The organism is Roseateles sp. GW821-FHT02E12, assembly GCF_059421665.1.
The window spans coordinates 892,840-916,494 of record NZ_JBWKVK010000003.1 but is presented as its reverse complement, the minus strand read 5'-3'; the positions used below and the strand labels follow the sequence as shown (position 1 = coordinate 916,494).

Below are 23,655 nucleotides of genomic sequence, written 5' to 3'. Positions count from 1 at the left end.
GGCGTTCAGGCGGTGTCGGCGTCGGCGTCTTGCTTGCGGGCAAAGACATAGCCAGCTCCGCGCACCGTCAGCACGCGGCGGGGGTTCTTGGGGTCGTCCTCGATCACGGCACGGATGCGCGAGATGTGGACGTCGATGGAGCGGTCGAAAGCCTCCAGCGGATGGCCCTTGAGCGCGTCCATGATCTGGTCGCGGCTCAGCACCCGGCCGGGGCTTTGGGCCAGCACGACGAGCAGGTCGAACTGGTGGCTGGTCAGGTCGCAGATCTTGCTGTCCAGCCGCGCCACGCGGGCTGCCAGGTCGATCTCCAGGCGGCCGAAGCGCAGCACCTCGTCGCCATCGAGTTTGGGCTCCAGGCGGCGCAGCAAGGCCTTGATGCGAGCCTGCAGCTCGCGCGGCTCGAAGGGCTTGGCGAGGTAGTCGTCGGCGCCGAGTTCCAGGCCGAGGATGCGGTCCATGGGCTCGCCGCGGGCCGACAACATCAGCACCGGCTGGTGGCGCCAGCGCGCGTCGCCACGCAGCCAGCGGCAGAAGTCCAGGCCGTCGCCGTCGGGCAGCATCAGGTCCAGCACCAGCAGCTCGAAGCGGCTGTGGGCCAGGGCCTCGCGGGCCTGGGCCAGGTTGCCGGCCGTGCTGACTTCAAAGCCGGCAGCGCGGAGATAGTCGCCCACCATGCCGGTCAGGCGGGCATCGTCATCGATCAACAGCAGTCGGGCGCTACTCATCACCGGGGCCAGGGAAGAGAAAGGAATCCGGCGCGCTTCGGCGCCGGTGGAACGGGGCTCAAGCATCGCAGAACTCCTGTTGAACCGCGAATCAGCCGGCGTGGCGGCTGGCCATGCGAGCCTGACGCTTCTTCAGCAGCTCGGCGATCTTGGTGCGCTGCTCGGGCGTCAACACGCGGGCCGCGTCGATGCTGGCCTGGCTCAGGCGCTTGGAGGCAGTCTCGTGCAGGGCGCTGACCTGGACGCGCACGGCCTCGATGGCAGCGGCGTCGATGTTGGTGGCCGTGTAGAGCGTGGCCATCTGCTGGTGCAGCTTGACACCGGCATCGCGCTGGCCGGACAGGTCCTGGCGAGCGGCCTTGAAGATGGCTTCGATCTGGCTGCGCTGGGAGTCCGTCGCGTTGACGGCGTCGAGCAGGTGATCCATGTGGCCACCGAACAGGCCGCCGGGAGCCATCATGGCCGGGCCACCGCGGTGGCCGGGGCCGGGCTGGGCGTGGGCGGCAACACCGCCAAGGGCCAGGGCCGCAGCCACCGTACCGACGCGCAACAGATTCTGGATCTGGAAGGACTTCATCAGAGGTCTCCTGGAAGAAGAGTGAGTGAGGTCATCTTCCAGGCGGCCTGTGTGGCATCTTTGGGGCGGGGGTAAAGAACTGTGTCCCGTTGTCGTCGCCAGGCTTACGGGTCAAACCACCCGTAAGCCTGGGTGACGAATCCCCATCACTTGATCGGCTTGAAGCGCATGCGCTTCGGACGCGCGCCTTCTTCGCCCAGGCGCTTCTTCTTGTCGGCTTCGTACTCGTGGAAGTTGCCGTCGTAGAAGAACCACTGCGAGTTGCCTTCGCAGGCCAGGATGTGGGTGCAGATGCGGTCCAGGAACCAGCGGTCATGGCTGATGACCATGGCCGAGCCGGCAAACTCCAGCAGCGCTTCTTCAAGCGCGCGCAGCGTTTCCACGTCCAGGTCGTTGGACGGTTCGTCAAGCATCAGCACGTTGCCGCCCTGGGCCAGCGTCTTGGCCAGGTGCAGGCGGCCGCGTTCACCACCGGACAGCGCCCCGACGAGCTTCTGCTGGTCGTTGCCCTTGAAGTTGAAGCGGCCGAGGTAGGCGCGGCTGGGCATGATGAACTTGCCCACGATGATGTTGTCCAGGCCGCCGGAGACGTCCTGCCACACCGTCTTGTCGGCTTCCATGCTCTCGCGACTCTGGTCCACGAACGCCATCTTGGCCGTCTTGCCGATCTTGACCGTGCCGCTGTCCGGCTGCTCCACGCCCTGCAGCATGCGGAACAGCGTCGACTTGCCGGCGCCGTTGGGGCCGATGATGCCGACGATGGCACCAGCGGGCACCTTGAACGACAGATTGTCGATCAGCACGCGGTCGCCGAAGCTCTTGCTGACGTTCTCGAACTCGATGACCTCATTGCCCAGGCGCTCGGCCACGGGGATGAAAATTTCGTTCGTCACGTTGCGCTGCTGGTACTCGACGTCCGAGAGTTCCTCGAAACGGGCCAGACGCGCCTTGCTCTTGGCCTGCCGACCCTTGGCGTTGGAGCGAACCCACTTGAGCTCCTCCTTCATCGCCTTCATGCGCGCGTCTTCAGACTTCTGCTCGGTCTCCAAGCGCTTTTCCTTCTGATCCAGCCAGTCGGAGTAGTTGCCCTTCCACGGGATGCCGTGGCCACGGTCCAGTTCAAGAATCCACTCGGCCGCGTTATCCAGGAAGTAGCGATCGTGGGTGATGGCCACCACGGTGCCGGGGAAGCGCTGCAGGAACTGCTCCAGCCACTCCACCGATTCGGCGTCCAAGTGGTTGGTGGGTTCGTCGAGCAGCAGCATGTCGGGCTTGCTCAGCAGCAGGCGACACAGCGCCACGCGGCGCTTCTCGCCACCGGACAGCACGCCGATGACGGCATCCCAGGGCGGCAGGTTCAGCGCATCGGCGGCCAGTTCCAGCTGCAGGTCGGTGTTCTCGGAGCCGGCGGCGGCAATGATGGATTCCAGCTCACCCTGCTCGGCGGCCAGGGCGTCGAAGTCTGCATCCTCCTCGGCGTAGGCGGCATAGACCTCGTCCAGGCGCTTCTTGGCCGCCAACACGCCGCCGATGCCCTCTTCCACGGCCTCGCGCACGGTCTGGTCCGGGTTCAGGCGCGGCTCCTGCTCCAGGTAGCCGATCTTGATGCCCGGCATCGGCGTGGCTTCGCCCTCGTACTCCTTGTCCACGCCGGCCATGATCTTCAGGATGGTCGACTTGCCCGAGCCGTTCACGCCCAGCACGCCGATCTTGGCGCCGGGGAAGAAGGACAGCGAGATGTCCTTCAGGATGTGGCGCTTGGGGGGAACCGTCTTGTTGACGCGGTTCATGCTGAAGACGTACTGGGCCATGGGCGAATCCTTGAGGCTGAAATGGCGGCAGGCCCCTGAAGAGGGCCTGCATTGCCTGCTATTGTCGCCGAGCCGCGTTTCCAGGAAGTCAGATGCTCCGTCTTGCCGCCGCCCTGCTCGTTCTCGCCACCGGCCTCGCCCAGGCCCAGACCCTGCGCTGGTCCAGCCAGGGCGACATGCAGACCACCGATCCGCATTCGCAGAACGAGGTCATGACCAACAGCCTGAACAACCAGGTCTACGAGTCGCTGACCCGCCGCCAGAAGGACATGAGCGTCATCCCCGCGCTGGCCACCGAGTGGACGCAGGTCACGCCGCTGATCTGGCGCTTCAAGCTGCGCCCCGGCGTGAAGTTCCATGACGGCACGCCGTTCACGGCCGACGACGTGGTGTTCTCCATGCAGCGCCTGCGCGACCCCAACGCGCCGCAGCGCGTCTATGCCAATGCCGTGGGCATCCCCAAGGCCGTCGACCCGCTGACCGTCGTGTTCGCGCTGGACAAGCCCAACCCCATCGTGCCGGAACTGATGGTCAACCTCTACATCATGAGCCGGCGCTGGTGCGAGGAACATCGCGTCACGCGGCCGCTGGACTTCAAGAAGCAGGAGGAGTCGTACGCCAGCCAGAACGCCAACGGCACCGGCCCGTTCATGCTGGTCAGCCGCCAGCCGGGCGTGAAGACGGTCTTCAAGCGCAACCCGAACTGGTGGAACAAGTTCGAGGGCAATCTGCAGGAGTTCACCTATCTGCCCATCTCCAACGACGCGACGCGCACGGCCGCGCTGATCTCGGGCGAGATCGACTTCGTGCTCGACCCGCCGCCGCGCGACGTGGCGCGGCTGCGCACACTGCCCAACCTCAAGGTGCTGGACGGCGAGGAGAACCGCATCGTTTACGTCGGCATGGACCAGGCGCGCGACAAGCTGCTCTACGGCCAGGCGCCTGGCGACAAGAACCCGCTCAAGGACCTGCGCGTACGCAAGGCCCTGTATCACGCCATCGACATCGAGGCCATCAAGACCAAGCTGATGAGCGGCTATTCAGCCCCCACCGGCGGCCTGACCTCGTCGCCACGCGGCGCCTATGGCGACGCCAAGCTCGAAAGCCGCCTGCCGTACGACGTGGCCCAAGCCAAGAAGCTGCTTGCCGAGGCCGGCTACGCAGACGGCTTCGACATCACGATGGACTGTCCCAACAACCGCTACATCAACGACGAGCGCATCTGCATCGCGCTGGCCAGCATGTGGGCGCAGGTCAAGGTGCGGGTCAAGGTCAACGCGATGCCGCGCACGATGTTCTTCCCCAAGGTGGAGAAGTTCGACACCAGCCTGTTCATCGCCGGCTGGGGCGGCGGTTCGACGGACGCCGAGATCATGCTCACGCCCGTGCTGCGCAACCGCGGCGAGCAAGGCGTGGGCGTGGCCAACTACGGCGGCATCCTCAACAACGAGGCCGACGCCCTGGCGGCCGCCTCCACCGTCGAGACCGACCCCAAGAAGCGCGAGGCCCTGATCAAGTCGGCGCTGCAGGCCTACCGCGAGCAGGTCAACATCATCCCGCTGCACCGCCAGGTCATTCCCTGGGCCATGAAGCGCGAAGTCAGCATCCCGCATTCGCCGAATAACTGGGCCAGCATGGACTGGGTCACAGTCGGGAAATAGTCCAGCCGTTAGAATGGCTCCATCCGCCGCGCTTCTCAGTCTTGCGCGGCGTTCTCTTTTCAGCCCCTGCACGCTGCCCGCCCTGCCCGAAGACTGGCGCCGCTCTCCGCGGCGCGGCAGGCGATGCGACCAGGCGTGCTCACTCCCCTACCGAATGAGTTTCGATTCTCTCGGCCTGGCAGCGCCGCTGCTCAAGGCCATTGCTGACGCTGGCTACACCACGCCCACGCCCATCCAGGCCCAGGCCATTCCCGCCGTCTTGAACGGCGGCGACCTGCTGGCAGGCGCGCAAACCGGCACCGGCAAGACCGCCGGCTTCACGCTGCCGCTGCTGCACCGCCTGTCCACCGGCGAGAAGCTGCTCAACAAGCGCGGCAAGATCGCCATCCGCGCCCTCGTCCTGACGCCCACCCGCGAACTGGCCGCCCAGGTCGAGGAAAGCGTGCAGACCTACGGCAAGTACCTGCCGCTGAAGAGCATGGTCATGTTCGGCGGCGTCGGCATGCAGCCGCAGATCAACAAGCTGCGCGACGGCGTCGACATCCTCGTTGCCACGCCCGGCCGCCTGCTCGACCACGCGCAGCAAGGCACGCTGGACCTGTCGCAAGTGCAGATCCTCGTGCTCGACGAAGCCGACCGCATGCTCGACATGGGCTTCGTGCACGACATCAAGAAGGTGCTGGCCCTGCTGCCTGCCAAGAAGCAGTCGCTCTTGTTCAGCGCCACCTTCAGCGACGAGATCAAGAACCTCGCCGACCGCCTGCTCAACGCCCCGGCGCTGATCGAAGTGGCCCGCCGCAACCAGACCAACGACGCCATCGCGCAGAAGGTCCACCCGGTTGGCCGCGAGCGCAAGAAGGAACTGCTGGCCCACCTCATCAAGGGTGGCAAGGACGGCGAGCCGTGGCACCAGGTGCTGATCTTCACGCGCATGAAGCACGGCGCCAACCGCCTGACCGACTACCTGAATGACCAAGGCATCAGCGCCATGGCCATCCACGGCAACAAGAGCCAAGGTGCCCGCACCAAGGCGCTGGCCGACTTCAAGACCGGCGACCTGACCTGCCTGGTGGCCACCGACATCGCTGCGCGCGGCATCGACATCGACCAACTGCCCCACGTCGTCAACTTCGAGCTGCCCAACGTGGCCGAAGACTACGTGCACCGCATCGGCCGCACCGGCCGCGCCGGCGCCACGGGCGAGGCGGTCAGCCTGGTCTGTGTCGACGAGAACGGCTTCCTGAAGGAAATCGAGCGCCTCATCAAGCGCGAGATTCCCAAGGAAATCGTGCCCGGCTTCGCGCCCGATCCCAACGAGCGTGCCGAGCCCATCGTGCTGGGCCGCACCGTGCTCAACCCCAACGGCAGCCGGGGCCGCAACCCCAACCCGCCGGCCGGTGCCAATGGCCGCGGCAACGGCGGTGGCCGTGGTGGCCGCCCCGGTGGCGGCGGTGGCGGTGGTGCTGGCCGTGGCGGCGACAGCCGTGGCGGTTCGCGCGACGGTGGCCGTGAAGGCCAAGGCCGCTCGGGTGGCAAGCCCGCCGGCCACACCGGCGTGGGTGGTGCCAAGACGGCGCCCAAGCCGCATGCCGAGCATGCTCCGCGCGCTGCCGGCGCCCAGCCCGCCCGTGGCAACAACGGCGGCGCCCCGCGCCACAACAACGGCCCGCGCCTGACGCAGCCCAAGCGCTGATCCACAGCGTTCGCACACGCGGCCTGTCCCTCACGGGGCAGGCCGTTTTTATTGGCTGATCTAATCCCGCCCAATGCTTCTGCCGCCCTCAGTCAGCCCCCCCACTGCCCTGCCCGAACAGGACCTGCAAGCCCTGTTCGACAGCCTGCTGCTGCTGGGCAGCGTGGCCAGCATCACAGCCGTGCAGCAGTGGCTGGAGATCACCGGCCGGCAGCGCGGCGACGGCCAGCCCTTCGACGCCGACAGCGTTCGCGTCGGCCTGCAGCAACTGGTGGCCCAGGGCCGTGCCCAGTACCAGCCCGGCAAGGGCACACGCGCTGACCTGACCGAGCACATCGAGCGGCTGCAAACACTGCTCGGCCGCCCCGAGGCCAGGCAGCACTGGCGCCAGCGGCTGTGGCTGCTGGGCGCCGGCCGCGGCGACTGGCGGGACCCGGTCGGTTGGGTGAACTTCCGCAGGCCCGAGGAGATGAGCGCTGCGCTGCGGCTGATGATCTTCTCCGGCATGCCGGCCGCCGAATTCAGGCACCTGCTGCAGACGCAGCTCACCGAGCTGAAAGCACCGGCGCTGACCCTTCAGACGCTGATCGAACCCTGGCTACCCGGTGCGCTGGCGTTGATCGATGCCGAGATGCGCGACGAGTTGCTGGCCCAGTTGCTTGACGCCCTGCCCGCCCGCCACGCCGTCGCCATCGAACTGCGACAGTGGCTGCAGGCCAGCACCGACCCGCTGCAAACACCCGCCCCGCTGCGCGCCCGCCTGGCCGAGGCCGCCATGCTGGCGCTGGACTTCGACGCCGCCGAGCGCCACCTGCACGGCCTGGCCACCCCGGGCGTCACTCTGCTCGCCGCCACCCGCCTGCTCGCAGCCGGCCGCTGGGCCGAGGCCAGCACCGGCTTCGAGGCCGCCATCAAGGCCATCCACACCGCCAGCCGCAGCCGCCGCGGCGCGTTGCCGCTGGACACTGCGCGCCTGTACCTGCTCAGCCTGCTGGCCCAGAGCGATCCCAAGGCCTGGGCGCTGGCGCGCAAGTACGCCATCGCCGAGTCCGGCACTCGCAACCCCACGGCCTATGAGTCCTGGGGCGTGTGGGCGCATGGCATCGGTGCACGGCTTGGCGACGACGCGTTCCTTGACGCCGCCTTCGCGCCCCGCGCCCCGGGCGACGCCGCACCGGTCGACCGCTTGCTGCTGTGTGCCTGGCTCGGCAAACCCGCGCCGGGCTGGACACCCGAGCTCGCCGCGGATCTGCTCGCCAGCCTGGGGCCCGACGAGGCCTTGCTCGCCGAATACCTGAGCGCCGCCCTGCAGCGCCTGGAACTGGGTGGCGGCGAGCCCCGCCGCGCCGCCAACTACCTCGGCAGCCCACGCCAGCCCTGGCAGGACGCGCTCGCCGCCATCGCCGCGCTCAGCGACGACGGCAAGCCCGCCGCCAGCGGCGCCGCCGAACTGGCCTGGCAGCTCACCCTGGACGCCGCCGGCCGCGTGCACACGCTGGAGCCGCTGGAAATGAACCCCGGCGCCCGCGGCGGCCTCAAGTTCAAGCCCGTGACGCTGGCCAAGCTGAAGAAGCAAGGCGCCCAGCGCAGCCGCGACAACCTGGTGCTGCGCCACATCGAGCGCGACGCCTGGGCCGGCGTGCACGACCTGCGCCTGGACGTGAGCCAGGCGATGGTGGCGCTGATCGGCCACCCGCACCTGATGCTGGCCGACGCGCCAGGCCGCTGGGTGGAGCTGGTGGAGGGCCAGCCCGAGCTGGAGGTGCGGCGTGTCGGCAGCGGCGCGGACGACGCCTTCGAGTTCCACCTGCACCCGCCGCTGATCGCGCAAGAGCCGGCCCACACCGGGCTGCGCTTCGGCGCCCAGGCCGACCTCGAAGGCGAGCGCCGCAACGGCCAGCGCGTGCTGCTGGAAGGGCCCACGCGAGCGCGGCTGATTCGCATCACACCCACCCAGCGCCGTGTGGCCGAGCTGGTGGCGCAGGGCTGGCGCGTGCCGGCCAGCGCCACGCAGGAACTGGCCGGCGCGCTGCAGGTGCTGACCGGCCACTTCCAGCTGCACAGCGACGCCGAAGCCGGTGAACGCGTCAGCGGCGACAGTCGTCTGCACGCCCGCCTCACCCCCGAGCGCGAGGGCCTGCGCCTGCAACTGGTGGCCCAGCCCTTCGGCCACTTCGGCCCCGCCGTCACGCCGGGTGCGGGCCTCGCGCGGCTGATGTGCCTGCACGAAGGCCAGAGCCTGACCACCGAGCGCGACCTGGCTCTTGAGGCCCAACACCGCCAGGCCGTGCTGGAGGCCCTGCCCTTCCTGGACCCCGAACTGCCGGCCGACCAGGCCTGGCAGCTGCCCGATGCCGAGCAGGCACTGGCCGCCGTCGAGCGCCTGCCCACGCTGGAGGCAATAGCCGCGCTGGACTGGCCCAAGGGCAAGCCGCTCAAGGTGCTGCCGCTGTCGGGCGGCGCCCTCAGCGTGGAAGTCAGCAGCGGGCGCGACTGGTTGTCGCTGACCGGCCAGGCCGCGCTGGACGAAGGCCGTGTCGTGGGCCTGCAGGAGCTGCTGGCGCTGGCCCGCGCGAGCGGCAGCCGCTTCGTGCGCATGGCCGAGGGGCAATACCTGGCCCTGTCGGACCAGCTGCGCCAGCAACTGCGCGACCTGGACGCGCTGGCCTCGGTGAAGAAAGGCGCGCTGCAGTTGCCGCTGGCCGGCGCCGCCTGGCTGGAGCAGAACCTGCGCGACGTGCAACTCAGCGGCGACCCGCGCTGGCGCGAACGCCTGGGCCAGCTCGCCGCCGCCGCCACGCTGCAGCCGCAGCTGCCACCCACGCTGCGCACCGAGCTGCGTGGCTACCAGGCCGAGGGTTTTGCGTGGATGAGCCGCCTGGCCGCCGCCGGCCTGGGCGCCTGCCTGGCCGACGACATGGGCCTGGGCAAGACCATCCAGACGCTGGCCCTGCTGCTCACGCGGGCCGAGGCCGGCCCGGCGCTGGTGCTGGCCCCCACCTCGGTCTGCGGCAACTGGCAGGCCGAGGCGCTGAGCTTCGCGCCGACGCTGAACTGCCATGTCTACGCCGATGCCGCCGACCGCGACGCGCTGCTACAGGCCGCCAGGCCGGGTGACGTCATCGTGGCCAGCTATGCCCTGGCCCAGATCGACGCCGAACGCTTCGCTGCACGGCGCTGGGCCACGCTGGTGCTGGACGAAGCCCAGGCGCTGAAGAACGCCGCCACCAAGCGGGCGAAATCGGTGGCCGAGTTCGACGCCGATTTCCGCCTGGCACTCTCGGGCACGCCGGTGGAGAACCGGCTGGCGGATCTGTGGTCCGTCATGAACCTCATCAACCCCGGGCTGCTGGGCACGGCGCAGCAATTCAACGAGCGCTTCGCCGGCCCCATCGAGCGCCAGCAGGATGCCGCAGCCCGTGCCCGGCTGCGCCGGCTGGTGGCGCCCTTCCTGCTTCGCCGCACCAAGGCGCAGGTGCTGCAAGACCTGCCACCGCGCACCGAGATCGTCCACCGCGTGGAGCCCACCGAGCAGGAGCGCCACTTCCTCGAGGCGCTGCGCCGCGACGCCCGCGCGGCCGTGGCCGCAGCCGCGGCGGGGGGCGAACGCGCCGCGCCCATGCAGGTGCTGGCCGAACTGATGCGGCTGCGCCGCGCGGCCTGCGACCCGCGCCTGGTGTCGCCCGAGCTGGGCCTGGTGGGCAGCAAGATGGCCGAGTTCGAGCGCATCGTGCGTGAGCTGGTGGACGGCGGCCACAAGGCGCTGGTCTTCAGCCAGTTCACCGACTACCTGGACCTGCTGCAGGCAAGGTTGACGCAGATGGACGTGCCCCACCAGCGCCTGGACGGCAGCACGCCCGCGGCCGAGCGCACCAAGCGGGTCGCGGCCTTCCAACGTGGCGAGGGCGAGGTCTTCCTGATCAGCCTGAAGGCTGGCGGCTTCGGCCTGAACCTGACGATGGCCGACTACGTGCTCATCGTCGACCCCTGGTGGAACCCCGCCGCGGAGGACCAGGCCAGCGGCCGCGCCCACCGCATGGGCCAGCAGCGGCCAGTCACCGTCTACCGGCTGGTAACCGCCGGCTCGGTGGAGGAACGCATCATCGAGCTGCACCGCGACAAACGCGGCCTGGCCGAAGGCATGCTGGAAGGCCATGAACAGGCCAGCCCCTTGGACGCGCAGGCGCTCGCCGCCTTGTTGGAGGACTGAATGCACATCACCTGGATTGCCGGCGCCACCGGCCTCGTCGGCCGCGCGTTGTGCGCCGAACTGCCCGACGCCATCGCACTGGTGCGCAAGCCGCAGCCGGGCGCCATGACCGTCGACTACGCGCGGCCCGAGACCTTTGCCGCGCTGCCCGCGCCGCGCAGCGTCTTCATCGCGCTGGGCACGACCATGGCCCAGGCCGGCTCGCAGGCCGCCTTCCGCGCGGCGGACTTCGACGCCGTGCTGGCCGTGGCTCGTGCGGCCCGGGCGGCGGGGGCCACGCACTGCGCTCTCGTCTCGGCCTTGGGCGCCGACGCGCGCTCCGCGGTGTTCTACAACCGCGTCAAGGGCGAGGCCGAGGATGCCTTGATCGCACTGGGCTTCGAGCGCCTGGTCATCGCGCGGCCGTCGCTGCTGGACGGTGAACGCGCGGGCCTGGCCCAGCCGCGCCGCAGCGGCGAGGCCTGGACGCTGCGGCTGACCCGGCCCATCGCCGGCCTCATTCCCAAGGCCTGGCGGCCGATCACGCCCGACAGGGTCGCCCGAGCCATGCGGCTTGCGCTGGATCAGCCCGGCCCGGCCGTGCAGGTGCTTGAATCCGGCGTCATGCAAACGCTGGGGCCTCCATGAAGCTCACCTTCCTCGGTGCCGCCGACACCGTCACCGGCTCGCGCCACCTGCTGACGCTGGGCGACCAGCGGCTGCTGCTGGACGCCGGCCTCTTCCAGGGTTTCAAGACGCTGCGCGAGCGCAACTGGATGCCCCTGGGTGCGCCCGCGATGCAGCTCGACGCCGTGCTGCTGTCGCACGCCCACCTGGACCACTGCGGCTATCTGCCAGCGCTGCGCCGCCAGGGCTTCAAGGGCCTCATCTACGCCACCTCCGCCACGCGTGACCTCTGCGACGTGCTGCTGCGCGACAGCGCGCATCTGCAAGAGGAAGATGCCCGCCGCGCCAACAAGGACGGCAGCAGCCGCCACGAGAAGGCCCTGCCGCTTTACAGCGTGCGCGAGGCCGAGGCGACGCTGAAAGCTTTCGCGCCGCTGCCCCGCGACGGCAAGCTCAAGCTCGGCGACACCGACATCCGCTTCACGCCGGCGGGCCATCTGCTGGGCGCCAGCAGCATCCACGTCAGCCGGGGTGGCCGCAGCCTGCTGTTCTCGGGCGACATCGGCCGCGTGAACGACCTGCTGATGCCCGTGCCCCAGGTGCCGGCCGCAGCCGATGTGGTGTTGATCGAATCCACCTACGGCAACCGCCTACACCCGGCGGAGGACGTGCAGGCGCGGCTGGCGCAGGTGCTGCGCACCACCTTCAAGCGCGGCGGCTCGGTGCTGCTGCCCAGCTTCGCGGTCGGCCGCGCCCAGTCCCTGCTGCTGTTGCTGCAGCGGCTGCGCAACGCCGGTGAGCTGCCGCTGGACGTACCGATCTGGCTGGACAGCCCGATGGCCGAGCAGGCCACCGAAATCACGCTCAAGCACGCGCGGCTGCTGCGCATCGGCGCCAGCGAGGCCCGCAGCCTGACCGACCGCGTGCACTACGTGACCAAGCAGGCCCAGAGCCTCAAGCTCGCCGCCAGCCTGACCCAGCCGCGCGCCAAGCCCAGCATCGTCATTTCCGCCAGCGGCATGGCCACGGGCGGCCGGGTACTGAACTACATCGAGGCGCTGGCGCCCCAGGCCCGCCACCACATCGCCTTCCCCGGCTTCCAGGCCGGCGGCACGCGCGGTGCGCGCATGGTGGCGGGCGAACGCGAGATCAAGATCCGCGGGCGCTGGGTGCCGGTGAACGCGGAGATCAGCCACCTGGACGGCCTGTCCGGCCATGCCGATGCCGACGGCCTGCTGCAGTGGCTGCGTGCCCTGCCCCGCCCGCCGGAGCAGGTCTACGTCGTGCATGGCGAGCCGGCCGCCGCAGACGCGCTGCGCGGCCGCATCCAGGATGAACTCGGCTGGCCGGTGCGCGTGCCCCAGCACGGCGAAACCGTCGACTGGTGATGGATGGCCTGGGGCCGGCGTTCGGCGTCTCCAACGAGCTGATCACGGGGCTGACCGCGGCGCTGGGCAGCGGCCTGCTCATCGGACTGGAGCGCGAACGCCACAAGCAGCGCGGCATGCACCGCGAGCCCGGTGGGCTGCGCACCTTCACGCTGGCCTCGCTGGCCGGCGCGCTGGCGCAGGCACTGGCGCAGCCTGGCCTGCTGGCGGTAACGGCCCTGGCCATCACGGCGCTGGCAGCCGCTGCCTACGCCCGCGGCCGCGGCCGCGATCCCGGGCTGACCCGGGCGCTGGCCCTGCTGGTCACTTGCCTGATCGGGGCTCTGTGCGTGACTGCCCCGCTGCTGGGCGCACCCGCCGCCGTCGTCGTGACGGCGCTGCTGGCCGCCCGCACGCGGCTGCACCGGTTCGCCACCGCGGTGCTGCGCGAGGAGGAGTTGCACGACGGCCTGCTGCTGGGCGCGCTGGCACTGGTCGTGCTGCCGCTGATGCCGCAGCAGCCGCTGCCCTGGCTGGCCGGCATGAAGGCGTATTCGCTGATGGGGCTGATGCTGTTGCTGCTGGCACTGCAGGCGGTGGGCCATATCGCGCTGCGCCTGGCCGGGCCGCAGGCGGGGCTGGCGCTGTCGGGCCTGCTGTCGGGGCTGGTGTCCAGCACGGCCACCATCGCGGCCATGGGCGCCAAGGCGCGCGCCGAGCCGGGGCTGCGCCTGGCCTGCGCCGCCGGCGCGGTGATGTCCACCTGCGCCACCTGGCTGCAGGCCCAGGCCATGCTGTTCGCGATGGCGCCCCAGGCCGCGCTGGCCGCGCTGCCTATCTCACTGCTTGGCATCGCGCTGTGCGGCGGCCTGGGTTGGCTGCTGGCCCGCCGCTCACGCCAACTGGAGCAGGACGGCAACGCGACCTCGCAGGTTGCCAACCGCCGCGGCCCGCTGCGCCTGCGCGAGGCACTGCTGCTGTCGCTGATGCTGAGCGCCGTGGCCGTGGCCGTGAGCTGGGCTCGGGATCACTTCGGGGCCTCCGGCCTCTACGGCGCCGTGGCACTGGCGGCCTTTGCCGATGTGCATGCCCCCATCGCCTCGCTGGCCGGCCTGCAGGCCGCCGGCACCATCGGCACCGGCCAGGCGCTGCTGGGCCTGCTGCTCGCCTTCGCCTGCAACAGCGCCACGCGCAGCATCACCGCCGTGGTTGCCGGTGGCTGGGGCTTCGCGCGCTTCGTCATCCCGGCGCTGGCGGCGCCGCTGCTGCTGGGCGCCGGCCTGGCCGCCTTGCTTCACGGTGGCCTGGCATGACGCTGGTCATCACACCTGCCGCGGTGGACTTCTCCGACCCCGACGCACCGGCCTCGCCCACGTTCGGCGACGTCTACCACTCGCGCGCCGGCGCCCTGCCCCAGGCCCGCCACGTCTTCATCGCCGGCAACGGCCTGCCGGGCCGCTGGCAGGGGCGCGAGCGCTTCGTCGTGCTGGAAACGGGCTTCGGCCTGGGCAACAACTTCCTGGCCACCTGGGACGCGTGGCGGCAAGACCCGGCCCGCTGCGAGCGCCTCGTCTTCGTCAGCGTGGAGAAGCACCCGCTGAAGCGCGAGGACCTGGCCCGCGCGCACGCAGGCAGCCCGCTGGCCGAATTGGTCGCCGAGCTCACCAACCGCTGGCCGCCGCTGACCTCGGGCCTGCACACGCTGAGCTTCGAGGGCGGCCGCGTGGAGCTGATGCTGGGCCTGGGCGATGCGCGCGAGTTGCTGCGCGAACTGGTGCTGCAGGCCGACGCCTTCTACCTCGACGGCTTCGCGCCCCAACGCAACCCCGAGCTGTGGGACGCCTGGCTGCTGAAAAGCCTGGCCCGCCACGCCGCGCCCGGTGCTACGGCATCAACCTGGAGCATCTCGCGCCCCATGCGCAAGGCGCTGGCTGCGAACGGCTTCGCGGTCGAGCTGGCACCGGGTTTTGCGAACAAGCCGGAGATGACCGTCGCCCGCTTCGCGCCGCACCACCTGCCGCAGCGCCCGGCGGGGCGCGAGCCGCTGGCGCCGGGCGCACGTCGCGCACTCATCGTCGGCGCCGGCCTGGCAGGGGCAGCCTGCGCGCTGGCCCTGGCTCGCGAAGGCGTGGCCTGCACCGTCATCGACGCGCTCGCCGCCCCGGCCCAGGCCAGCTCGGGCAACCCGGCGGGCCTGTTCCACGGCACCGTCAACCCGGACGACGGCCCGCACGCCCGCTTCAATCGCGCCGCGGCGCTGGCCACGCAGGCGCTGCTGGCCGATCTGGGCCTGCCTCACCAGCGCGGCCTGCTGCGGCTGGAGACGCGGCTGGCGGTCGAGGCCATGCAGGGCGCGCCGGGCTACGTGGAGGCGCTGTCCACCGAGACAGCATCGGCCCGGGCCGGCACCGCCCTCGCCCACCCGGCCTGGTTCTACCCCGGCGGCGGCGCGCTGGACCCGGCCGCCTACACGCGGGCCATGCTGGCCGCGAGCGGCGCGGAGCTGAAGCTGGGCACCACGGTTGCAGCGCTGCGCGAGGCCGCCGATGGCTGGCAGCTCCTGAACGACGCTGGCGAGGTGATCGTCAGTGCGCCCCTCGTTGTGCTGGCCGGCGGGCACACCCAGCTGCCCCTGCTCGGCGAACTGGCCAGCGACCTGGTCGTGCAACGCGGCCAGCTCAGCCATCTGCCGGCGGCGCCCTGGTGCCCGGCCCTGCCCATTGCCGGTGACGGCTACGCGATTGCCGACGGCCAGGGCGGCCTGTGGTGCGGCGCGACAGCCCAGGACGGCGACCTCGACCCCGCGCTGCGCGAGGCCGACCAGGCTGACAACTTCTCGCGCTACGCCCGCTTGGGCAGTTTGGCCGAGCCGCCACACGCGGCACTGGCCGGCCGCGTGGGCTGGCGCCTTCTCGCACCCGATCGCCTGCCGCTGATCGGTGGCCTGGCAACACCTGGCCCGCTGGCCGAGCAGCTGCGCCTGCAGCCACGCCGGGCGGGCTTGCTCGTCTGCACGGCCTTCGGCTCGCGCGGCATCGGCTGGGCGGCGCTGGCGGGGCGCCTGGTGGCGGCGCTGGCCCTGGGCGGGCCGCGGCCGCTGGAGGCCGATCTGCTGGATGCCGTCGATCCGGTGCGCTTCGCGTTGCGGCGCCAACGCCGGCCCGTGAGAGGGTGAACGGAGCCCCCTGGGCCCGGCTTCGCACAACTATTGCCGCTTTGCCCGGCTGATCGACGGTCCGGCCCTATGGCCCGGGCCGCACACTGCACGTTTGCGCGGGCGGTGTCCCGCGTCTTCTTTCCCCATGGAGACGACAGCATGTTCGGTTCTGGCAGCGGTTCACAGAAGATGAAATTGGCGCTGTGCGCCGTCATCGGTGTCGTGACGGTGGGTGTCGGCATGGCGCTCTCGGGGCTCGGCGACAACGCGGGCTCGGCCAAGACCTGGCTCATCGCCAGCCTCGTGCTGACTTGGGTCGCGGGGCTGGTGGGCCTGCTCAGCGGCGGCGGCAAGGGCTCCAGCCTGCACGCGGCCACCGAGGCCGCCGAGGCACTGGCGCGGTTCGACCTGACCCACGCCATCCCGAGCGGCGGCTCCGACGACGTGGGCCGGCTGATGACAGCCCTGGAGGCCACCCAGCGTTCACTGCAAAAGATCATCGGCGACGTGCGCAGCGCGGCCGACAGCATCGGCACGGCCAGCGCCGAGATCGCGACCGGCAACCTCGACCTCAGCCAGCGCACCGAGCAAACGGCGAGCAACCTGCAGAACGCCGCGTCGGCGATGTCCGAGCTAACGGGTACCGTCAAGCAGACGGCCGATGCCGCGATGACGGCCAACCAGCTCGCCAGCTCGGCGGCCTCGGTGGCCCAGCGCGGTGGCCAGGCCGTCTCCCAGGTCGTCTCGACGATGGAAGAGATCAGCCAGAGCTCGCGCAAGATCAACGACATCATTGGCGTCATCGACGGCATCGCCTTCCAGACCAACATCCTGGCGCTGAACGCCGCCGTCGAAGCGGCACGTGCCGGTGAACAAGGCCGCGGCTTCGCGGTGGTGGCTGCCGAGGTGCGGTCGCTGGCCCAGCGGTCCGCGGGCGCTGCCAAGGAAATCAAGACGCTGATCAGTGCCAGCGTCGAGCGCGTGGACTCCGGCACCCAGCAGGTGCAGGCGGCCGGCAGCACGATGACCGAGATCGTCGCCAGTGTGCAGCGCGTGACCGACATCATTGGCGAGATCAGCGCCGCGGCACGTGAGCAGAGCGAGGGCATCAGCTCCGTCAACGGCTCCGTCGTGCAGCTCGACCAGATGACCCAGCAGAACGCCGCGCTGGTGGAGGAATCCGCCGCCGCCGCCGAAAGCCTGCGCGAGCAGTCGACCCGCATGGCCGAGGCCATCGCCGTGTTCAAGCTCGGCGGCTCTGCGCACCGCGCGGCGACGGCCAAGGCGCCGGCTGCGCACAAGCCGGCGTTCAGCAAGCCCGCAGCAAAGACCGCGACGAAGGCTGCCGCGAAGCCCGCGGCTGCGCCCAAGGCTGGCAACGGCACAACCCGGCCCGCGCCGGCTGCGCCGCGCAAGACCGAGACCGCAGCGGCGGCGCCGGCCCCAAGGGCTGCCGCGCCCGCACCGGGCAACGACGGCGACTGGGAAACCTTCTGAAGCCGGCGGCCCTGAGCCGCGCTGCCTCCTCACAAGAAAAGCCGGGTTCGCCCGGCTTTTCCTTTGTGGGCCCCGCGTTGGGAATCGGGACCTCCCCGTCGCAGCAGCGGGCGACAGGGCAGCCCTCTGGCTGCGTGTGGGGGCGGCCCGCATAGTCCGGCCCGGTACCGCCCGCCCACCCGGCGCCGCGGGCCGCTGCAGCAGTACTCCAGCAGCAACATCCCTCACCGGAGTTCCCACCATGTTCCGAACCAGCCACAAGCTGTCATTCCTCGTTCTGGCCGCGTTGGCGTCGATCGCCCAGGCGCAAGCCCCCCAAAGCGCTGATGAAGCGGCCCGCGCGACCCAGATGCGCGCGAGCGCCGAGGGCCTGGCACGGCAATTCCCGGGCCTGAGCCTCGACGGCAAGGACCACAGCTATGCGCTGCGCAACATCGTCGTCGACGATGACGGCGCCAGCCACGTGCACCTGGATCGCCGCATCGGCGGCCTGCGCGCCATCGGTGCCGACCTCATCGTGCAGACCGACCGCTTCGGCAACCTGGCAACCATGCACCGCAGCGTGGCCATGCTGCCCGCGCTGGCCGCGTCGGCCCGCCCCGCCTTTTCCCAGCTGAAGGCCGTGCGCGTGGTGGGCGATGCCTTCCCCGGCGGCACCGTGCAGAAGAATGCCGAGCAGGTCATCTGGGCCCGCGAGGATCAGCCGCGGCTGGCCTGGGAGGTGCTCGTCTCCGGCGATGCCGATGACGGCACGCCGTACGAGAAGCATGTCGTCATCGACGCCACCAACGGCCAGCAGCTCGACGTCTGGGACGACATCCAGACCGCGGCGGCTGCCGGTACCGGCAAGACGCTGTACAGCGGCAACGTGGCGCTGACCACCAACAGCATCAGCGGCGGCTACGAGCTGCGCGACCCGACCCGCGGCAGCACCTACACGATCAACCTGAAGAACAAGACCAACGGCGGCAGCATTGCCACCGACGCCGACAACACCTGGGGCAACAACGCCTCCAGCGACACCAACAGCGCCGCTGCCGACGCCCAGTACGGCACCGCCGTGACCTGGGATTACTACAAGAACGTGCACGGCCGCAACGGCATCGCCAACAACGGCACCGGCGCCTACAACCGCGTGCACTACAGCCGCAACTACAACAACGCCTACTGGTCGGACTCGTGCTTCTGCATGACCTACGGCGACGGCGACGGCACCTCGCTCAAGCCCCTGGTGGCGCTGGACGTGGCCGGCCACGAGATGACGCACGGCGTCACCAGCCGCACGGCGGGCCTGATCTACTCGGGCGAATCGGGCGGCCTGAACGAGGCCACGTCGGACATCTTCGGCACCATGGTGGAGTTCTATGCCGCCAATGGCAACGACGCCGGCGACTACCTGATCGGCGAGAAGATCATGGTGGGCGGCGGTTCGCTGCGCAGCATGGTCAAGCCCAGCAGCGACGGTGGCTCGGCGGACTGCTGGTACTCCTCGGTGAAGAACCTCGACGTGCACTACAGCTCGGGCGTGGCCAACCACTTCTTCTTCCTGCTCGCCGAGGGCACCAGCAGCAGCTACGGAAGCAGCCCGACCTGCGTGGCCGGCAACACGCGCGTGGCCACCGGCAGCGCCTCGCTGAGCGGCATCGGCCGCACCGCAGCGGCCAAGATCTGGTATCGCGCGCTGACGACCAAGTTCACCACCAGCACCAACTACGCCGCGGCCCGCAAGGCGACCATCACCGCCGCGCAGGAACTGGCCGCGACGCTGGGCACCGACTACTCCAGCAAGGTCGCCGCGGCCTGGACCGCGGTCGGCGTGAACTGAGCCTGAACGCTCAGGAATCGGCTTTGGAATCGGGGGCGCCTGGCTGAGAGGCTGGCGCCCCTTTTTGCTTGTAGCTGGCCTTGCGGCCACGCGCCGGGTACCAGACCTCGCGCTCCACCCAATGGGCCAGGCGGCCGGCGCGGTCGCTGCGCTGTGCCCGCAGCCAGGTCAGCGCGGCCTCGTCGAGCCAGTAGCTGCCGTCCCGCAGCTCGCGCAAGGATTGGGGTTGATCCCGCCTCAGCGTGCGCAGCGGCAGCGGCGCGCCGAGCGCCGTCGACAGGTCGTCCAGCGCAATCCAGCGGTGTGCGTCGATCTCGTCATCCAGCACGCGGATGCGGTGGCCCTTGAACTGGTAGAACCGCCCCTGCACCGGCCGGAAGGCGAGATGGCGCAGGCCGCGCCACGAGGTTTCGCTCAAGGCGATCAGATCGGCAGAGAAGGCGCGCGCCCACAACATGAGGCTGGCCAGCAGGCCGGCCCAGCCGCTGGCCCACCAGAGCAGGGCCGTCACACCGCCGCACAGCAGCAGCTTGAACAGCACGCTGCGCCACCAGTGGGTGCGCTCGTGGCTGGCCGCGTCGAAGCCGTGCGGCTCGCGCGACATGGGCGTCAGAAGCTCAGCGTCTTGACACCGTCGGCACCGCCCAGCAGGCAGACCTGGGCCTTGTGGCGAGCGAACACACCGACCGTGACGACGCCGGGCCACTGGTTGACCTCGGTCTCGAAGCCCAGCGGGTCGGTGATGGACAGGCCGGTCACGTCGAGGATGTGGCCGCCGTTGTCGGTGACGACGCCTTCGCGCAGCTTGGCGACACCGCCCAGCTTGGCGAAGCGGCGCGTCAGCTGGGCCGCGGCCATGGGAATGATCTCGACCGGCAGCGGGAACTTGCCCAGGGCCTGCACGAGCTTGGATTCGTCGGCGATGCAGACGAAACGCTCGGCCAGGTCGGCGACGATCTTCTCGCGCGTCAGCGCGGCGCCGCCGCCCTTGATCATGTAGCCGCTGTGATCGATCTCGTCGGCGCCGTCGATGTAGACGGTCAGGCCGGTCACCTCGGTGGCGTCCAGCACCTTGATGCCGTGCTTGAGCAGCCGCTGTGTCGAGCGTTCGGAGCTGGAGACGGCACCGGCCACGGCAACGCCGCTGGCCGCGAGGGCATCGATGAAGCAGTCCACCGTGGAGCCGGTGCCGACGCCGAGGATCTGGCCGGCGGGGACGTAGTCCAGTGCCGCGCGGCCAACGAGTTGCTTGAGCTGGTCTTGGTTCATGACCCGGATTTTGCGGGATCGGAGGGGCGAGAACCCTTCCGATCCCTTCGGGCCTTACTTGATGACTGCCGTCTTCGCAGCCGAATCGACCGCCACCTGGCGTGCGTTGTCCCAGGCCGTGAAGCGGTACTCGACAACGTCACCCTTCTTCAGGCCACCGGCCGTGTAGCGGCTGGTGCTGCCGTCCTGGCGCATGCGCACGGTCTGGGCGTCGCCGCCGTTGACCGTGTAGTGCACGTCCACCCAGCCCGTCGCCGCGGCGGCGAATTCGAGCGTCGTGGTGCCGACCTGGGCGGAGTCGCCGGAAAGCGCGGCGGTCTTGGCCAGCGTGGGTGCACGCAGTACCACCTGCGGCGTGCCCGGAACACCCGAGTCCCAGACGATGTCGTCGAACGCGATCTGGAACTGGGCTCCCGGCAAGGCACCGTCGACGCTGAAGAACTGGAACAGGTCCAGCATGGACTGCAACGCAACCTTCGGCCCGGCGATCTCGGCCACCGGGATGGTGGCCGTGCCCCAGTCGCCGTTGCGCACCAGGCCGTAGGCCGTCGTGTTGGCCGGGAAGGTGACTGCGCTCTGGTTGGTATAGGTGTCGTAGATGCCGATGCGGAAGGCGACGTTGGCCGGCGCCTTGATCTTGAGCTTGATGTTGCCGTTGCGGAAGCCGCTCATGTCATGCACCTGGCGCGACTGGATGCTGCCGCCGAACCACTGCCCCGGAGAGAAGTAGCTGAAGGCCAGCACGCCCGAGCCCTCGAAGGGCGGCAGGTTGCCCGCGGTCATCGAGCCCTGGTTCCAGATGAAGACATCTGCCGAGACGCCCGGCACCTGCTTGTTGTCGACCGGCGTGTTGTCGGTGAAGACACCGAACTTGCCGACCTCGGGCTGGATGCCGATGCCGAGCTTGACCTCGCCCAGGCCGTCGAGCTCGTAGACACGCACGTAGTCCACATAGGTCGTGGCCGGCAACGGCGCCGTGATCTGCGCGGGCGTGCCGGCGGGCGTGAAGTTGCCGCCCACGGCCATGTTCATCAGCAGGTAGAAGGGCTGTTGCAGAGAGGGCGAGGCGATGGTGATCGGCGCCTTGTACATGTCGTACTCGCGGCCGTTGTCCAGCACCGTGAAGCGCATCTGCGTGTCCGTCCAGTAGAGGCGGTAAGTCACGAAGCGGTTGGCGAGCGAGCGGCTGGGCGTGTACCAGTTCTTCGTCTGCCAGGCGGTCGAGGCCGCGCAGCTTTCATTGCCCGGCACGCAGGCATCCTGGTGGAAGAAGATGACGTTGGAGCCGACGAACTGGTCGGGCGAGATGGCCGGCAGGCCGGCGGGTTGGCGGCCGCCCTGCTCCATCATGTCGATCTCGCCGTTGCGCGGCCACACCTGGGGGCTGGTACCCAGCAGCCAGGCGGCCGGCCACAGGCCCACGCCGACCTTGGGCGTGGCCATGCGCACTTCGATGAGGCCGTACTTCACCTGCACCTTGCCGGACGAGTCGATCTTGCCGGAGGTGAACTGGTTGGCGCCGTTCACCTCGCGCTTGGCCGTGATGGCCAGCGCGCGCGTGCCGGGCTCGAAAGGCACGTCAGCAATGCTGAGGTTGTTGGGGCTGTAGAACTGCAGCTCCTGGTTGCCGTAGCCGCAGAGGTTGATCTGGCAGCCGTTGCCGTTGGACGGGGTCCAGAGGCTGGTGTTCAGGCTGGCGCCGTTGAACTCCTCGGACCACAGCAGCTTGCCGACGACGGGGCTGGTGACGCTGGCGGATGCGGCGGCGCTGGCGGCCAGCAGCAGGCTGCCGATGAGATGTTGACGGTTCATGGTGTTCATCCTTGGGCGTTGGACTTGCGGCTACCGCGACGGGCCGCGGCCGCGACGAGCAGGCCGCCGGCGAGCAGCAGGCCGTAGGTGGCAGGCTCAGGCACGGCACTGGTGACCGTGATGCGGGCACCGGGCATGCCGATGTAAGGCGTGTTCACTTCCGCCCAGACACCGCCGGTGGACGCGGCCCAATTGGCGGTGGGGTTGTTGGTGGCGCTTTGCCACTGGCCTTCGAAGCCGGCGTCAGCCACGGCGGCCAGCCAGTAGTTGCCGGCCGCCAGCGTCCAACCGGTGGGCGTCAGCGTCGTGTTGGCCCAGGGGTCGACGAGATGGGTGCTGTGCAGCCAGCTCGTACCGGTCGGCAGCGCGCCCGTGCGCGCCAGGATGCCCACCGTGACGCCACCGACACCGTCAATGGTGCTCAGGATGGACTCGATGCTGGTGGCGCTGGTGATGGCGAACGGGACGGCAATGCTGTTGCCCAGGGCCAGCGGCGTCGGCCAGCCCTCCAGGTAGTTGATGTCGGGGCCGTAGGAGTCGAGCACGACGGTGCCGGCGGCGCTGGCATGGGCCGCCAGGCCGCAGAGCAGCAGCGCGGCGGCCGTCTTGGTGAGTGCGTGAAATTGGAATTGCATGGCTTGTCTCCTTGGGTCTCAGGCGCGGCGGCGGCGGGCGATGGCGCCGACGACGCCCAGGCCAGCCAGCAGCAAGGCGTAGCTGCCGGGCTCGGGCACGGCAGCGGTGGTCAGCGTGAGCGTGAGGTCGTCCACGAGGACGGCGTTCGGCCGGCCATCAAGCAGCGGGCCGACGGCGGTGCCGATCTCGATGAAGAGCGCGGTCGTGCCGGCCGGGATCGCCGCGGCCTGGAAGCTGATCTGCGTCCAGCCGCTGGTGTTGATCTGGCTCTGGAACTGCTGGTTGAGGGCCAGGACGTTGCCGCTGGTGCCCATGTACTGCAGCTTGACGAAGGCGTTGCCGGTGGTGCTGGCGTCGCCCTTGGCCCAGAAGCTCAGCCAGGGCGTGTCGCCCACGTTGGCCGCGCCCAGGGCCGGCATGCCGCCGTGGCCGACCGAGTCCTGCAGTGCGATGGAGGCGTCGAAACCGTTGGGTGCGCTCAGCAGCAGGGAATTGCTGCCGGAGTGGGCGTCACCCGACAGCGTGGCCGGGCTGCTGGTGGCAGCCGTCAGCCAGCCCGCGGCGATCTGGCCGGCCCCACCGGCAGCCTCGAAGCCGCCGTTGGCAAAGCCGTTGGTGGTGGTGGCGCTGGCGGCGCCGGCGAGCAAGGCGGCGGCAATCGCCACGGAGGTCTTCAGATTCAGCATGTTGTCTCCTGGAGGGTGTGGGCTCTGGCGTCCCGATGGAGGCGACGACGTACTGCTGCCGGTCGCCAAAACTGAAAGCGCTTTCTGAAAGCGCTTTCAATGCGGCGCGACCATATGGCCAGG

Annotated in this window: 16 protein-coding genes and 1 pseudogene; 9 read left to right on the top strand and 8 right to left on the bottom strand. The window is 69.9% G+C overall.

The window, feature by feature from the left end; genetic code table 11:
* Positions 1-5 precede the first annotated feature (5 nt).
* From AC07V5_RS22085 to ettA, 3 genes are all read right to left on the bottom strand, one after another.
* Positions 6-725, bottom strand: a complete 720-nt coding sequence (locus AC07V5_RS22085) for a response regulator (RefSeq protein WP_495117858.1) — start codon at positions 723-725, stop codon at positions 6-8.
* A 91-nt stretch (positions 726-816) separates the two neighbouring features.
* Positions 817-1,302, bottom strand: a complete 486-nt coding sequence (locus AC07V5_RS22080; RefSeq protein WP_495117857.1) for a Spy/CpxP family protein refolding chaperone — start codon at positions 1,300-1,302, stop codon at positions 817-819.
* A gap of 146 nt (positions 1,303-1,448) precedes the next feature.
* Positions 1,449-3,113: an energy-dependent translational throttle protein EttA gene (gene ettA / locus AC07V5_RS22075; protein ID WP_495117856.1), complete on the bottom strand. Its 1,665-nt coding sequence runs from the start codon at positions 3,111-3,113 to the stop codon at positions 1,449-1,451.
* Positions 3,114-3,205: 92 nt separating this feature from the next.
* Between ettA and AC07V5_RS22070 the strand changes: the two genes are divergently transcribed.
* From AC07V5_RS22070 to AC07V5_RS22030, 9 genes and pseudogenes are all read left to right on the top strand, one after another.
* On the top strand, positions 3,206-4,774 hold the full coding sequence (locus AC07V5_RS22070) for an ABC transporter substrate-binding protein (protein ID WP_495117855.1): 1,569 nt from the start codon (positions 3,206-3,208) through the stop codon (positions 4,772-4,774).
* A 154-nt stretch (positions 4,775-4,928) separates the two neighbouring features.
* Positions 4,929-6,467: a DEAD/DEAH box helicase gene (locus AC07V5_RS22065; protein ID WP_495117854.1), complete on the top strand. Its 1,539-nt coding sequence runs from the start codon at positions 4,929-4,931 to the stop codon at positions 6,465-6,467.
* Between the two features lie 73 nt (positions 6,468-6,540).
* Positions 6,541-10,677, top strand: a complete 4,137-nt coding sequence (locus AC07V5_RS22060) for an SNF2-related protein (protein WP_495117853.1) — start codon at positions 6,541-6,543, stop codon at positions 10,675-10,677.
* On the top strand, positions 10,678-11,304 hold the full coding sequence (locus AC07V5_RS22055) for a Rossmann-fold NAD(P)-binding domain-containing protein (RefSeq protein WP_495117852.1): 627 nt from the start codon (positions 10,678-10,680) through the stop codon (positions 11,302-11,304).
* Complete coding sequence (locus AC07V5_RS22050; RefSeq protein ID WP_495117851.1) at positions 11,301-12,671, top strand: MBL fold metallo-hydrolase RNA specificity domain-containing protein; 1,371 nt, start codon at positions 11,301-11,303, stop codon at positions 12,669-12,671. Before AC07V5_RS22055 ends, AC07V5_RS22050 begins: the two co-directional genes overlap by 4 nt.
* A complete protein-coding gene (locus tag AC07V5_RS22045; protein WP_495117850.1) occupies positions 12,671-13,963 on the top strand; it encodes an MgtC/SapB family protein in 1,293 nt (430 codons plus the stop codon). Before AC07V5_RS22050 ends, AC07V5_RS22045 begins: the two co-directional genes overlap by 1 nt.
* Positions 13,960-15,825: a bifunctional tRNA (5-methylaminomethyl-2-thiouridine)(34)-methyltransferase MnmC2/FAD-dependent 5-carboxymethylaminomethyl-2-thiouridine(34) oxidoreductase MnmC1 gene (gene mnmC, locus AC07V5_RS22040; protein WP_495117849.1), complete on the top strand. Its 1,866-nt coding sequence runs from the start codon at positions 13,960-13,962 to the stop codon at positions 15,823-15,825. Before AC07V5_RS22045 ends, mnmC begins: the two co-directional genes overlap by 4 nt.
* Before the next feature lie 657 nt (positions 15,826-16,482).
* A pseudogene (locus tag AC07V5_RS22035) lies at positions 16,483-17,304 on the top strand (methyl-accepting chemotaxis protein); the annotation flags it as partial.
* Positions 17,305-17,545: 241 nt separating this feature from the next.
* Entirely contained in the window at positions 17,546-19,129 is a 1,584-nt protein-coding gene (locus AC07V5_RS22030) for a M4 family metallopeptidase (RefSeq protein ID WP_495117848.1), read from the top strand.
* A 10-nt stretch (positions 19,130-19,139) separates the two neighbouring features.
* On the opposite strand, the gene AC07V5_RS22025 is transcribed toward AC07V5_RS22030, so the two are convergent.
* The 5 genes from AC07V5_RS22025 to AC07V5_RS22005 are packed head-to-tail and all read right to left on the bottom strand — an operon-like array spanning position 19,140 to position 23,532.
* Entirely contained in the window at positions 19,140-19,733 is a 594-nt protein-coding gene (locus AC07V5_RS22025; protein WP_495117847.1) for a hypothetical protein, read from the bottom strand.
* 5 nt (positions 19,734-19,738) lie between these two features.
* Positions 19,739-20,398 (bottom strand): ribose-5-phosphate isomerase RpiA, encoded by a 660-nt coding sequence (rpiA, locus tag AC07V5_RS22020; RefSeq protein ID WP_495117846.1) that lies wholly within the window; start codon positions 20,396-20,398, stop codon positions 19,739-19,741.
* Positions 20,399-20,452: 54 nt separating this feature from the next.
* Positions 20,453-22,210: a glycoside hydrolase family 16 protein gene (locus tag AC07V5_RS22015; protein WP_495117845.1), complete on the bottom strand. Its 1,758-nt coding sequence runs from the start codon at positions 22,208-22,210 to the stop codon at positions 20,453-20,455.
* Positions 22,211-22,215: 5 nt separating this feature from the next.
* Positions 22,216-22,845, bottom strand: coding sequence for a PEP-CTERM sorting domain-containing protein (locus AC07V5_RS22010; RefSeq protein WP_495117844.1), 630 nt, complete (start codon positions 22,843-22,845; stop codon positions 22,216-22,218).
* 18 nt (positions 22,846-22,863) lie between these two features.
* Positions 22,864-23,532 carry a PEP-CTERM sorting domain-containing protein gene (locus tag AC07V5_RS22005; RefSeq protein ID WP_495117843.1) on the bottom strand — a complete coding sequence of 223 codons (669 nt, stop codon included), beginning with the start codon at positions 23,530-23,532 and terminating at the stop codon, positions 22,864-22,866.
* Between the last annotated feature and the right edge of the window lie 123 nt (positions 23,533-23,655).

Bases quoted from the DNA above. Each gene is read 5' to 3' on its own strand.
- AC07V5_RS22085 (WP_495117858.1), bottom strand. From the start codon at position 725: ATGAGTAGCGCCCGACTGCTGTTGATCGATGACGATGCCCGCCTGACC.
- AC07V5_RS22080 (WP_495117857.1), bottom strand. From the start codon at position 1,302: ATGAAGTCCTTCCAGATCCAGAATCTGTTGCGCGTCGGTACGGTGGCT.
- ettA (WP_495117856.1), bottom strand. From the start codon at position 3,113: ATGGCCCAGTACGTCTTCAGCATGAACCGCGTCAACAAGACGGTTCCC.
- AC07V5_RS22070 (WP_495117855.1), top strand. From the start codon at position 3,206: ATGCTCCGTCTTGCCGCCGCCCTGCTCGTTCTCGCCACCGGCCTCGCC.
- AC07V5_RS22065 (WP_495117854.1), top strand. From the start codon at position 4,929: ATGAGTTTCGATTCTCTCGGCCTGGCAGCGCCGCTGCTCAAGGCCATT.
- AC07V5_RS22060 (WP_495117853.1), top strand. From the start codon at position 6,541: ATGCTTCTGCCGCCCTCAGTCAGCCCCCCCACTGCCCTGCCCGAACAG.
- AC07V5_RS22055 (WP_495117852.1), top strand. From the start codon at position 10,678: ATGCACATCACCTGGATTGCCGGCGCCACCGGCCTCGTCGGCCGCGCG.
- AC07V5_RS22050 (WP_495117851.1), top strand. From the start codon at position 11,301: ATGAAGCTCACCTTCCTCGGTGCCGCCGACACCGTCACCGGCTCGCGC.
- AC07V5_RS22045 (WP_495117850.1), top strand. From the start codon at position 12,671: ATGGATGGCCTGGGGCCGGCGTTCGGCGTCTCCAACGAGCTGATCACG.
- mnmC (WP_495117849.1), top strand. From the start codon at position 13,960: ATGACGCTGGTCATCACACCTGCCGCGGTGGACTTCTCCGACCCCGAC.
- AC07V5_RS22030 (WP_495117848.1), top strand. From the start codon at position 17,546: ATGTTCCGAACCAGCCACAAGCTGTCATTCCTCGTTCTGGCCGCGTTG.
- AC07V5_RS22025 (WP_495117847.1), bottom strand. From the start codon at position 19,733: ATGTCGCGCGAGCCGCACGGCTTCGACGCGGCCAGCCACGAGCGCACC.
- rpiA (WP_495117846.1), bottom strand. From the start codon at position 20,398: ATGAACCAAGACCAGCTCAAGCAACTCGTTGGCCGCGCGGCACTGGAC.
- AC07V5_RS22015 (WP_495117845.1), bottom strand. From the start codon at position 22,210: ATGAACCGTCAACATCTCATCGGCAGCCTGCTGCTGGCCGCCAGCGCC.
- AC07V5_RS22010 (WP_495117844.1), bottom strand. From the start codon at position 22,845: ATGCAATTCCAATTTCACGCACTCACCAAGACGGCCGCCGCGCTGCTG.
- AC07V5_RS22005 (WP_495117843.1), bottom strand. From the start codon at position 23,532: ATGCTGAATCTGAAGACCTCCGTGGCGATTGCCGCCGCCTTGCTCGCC.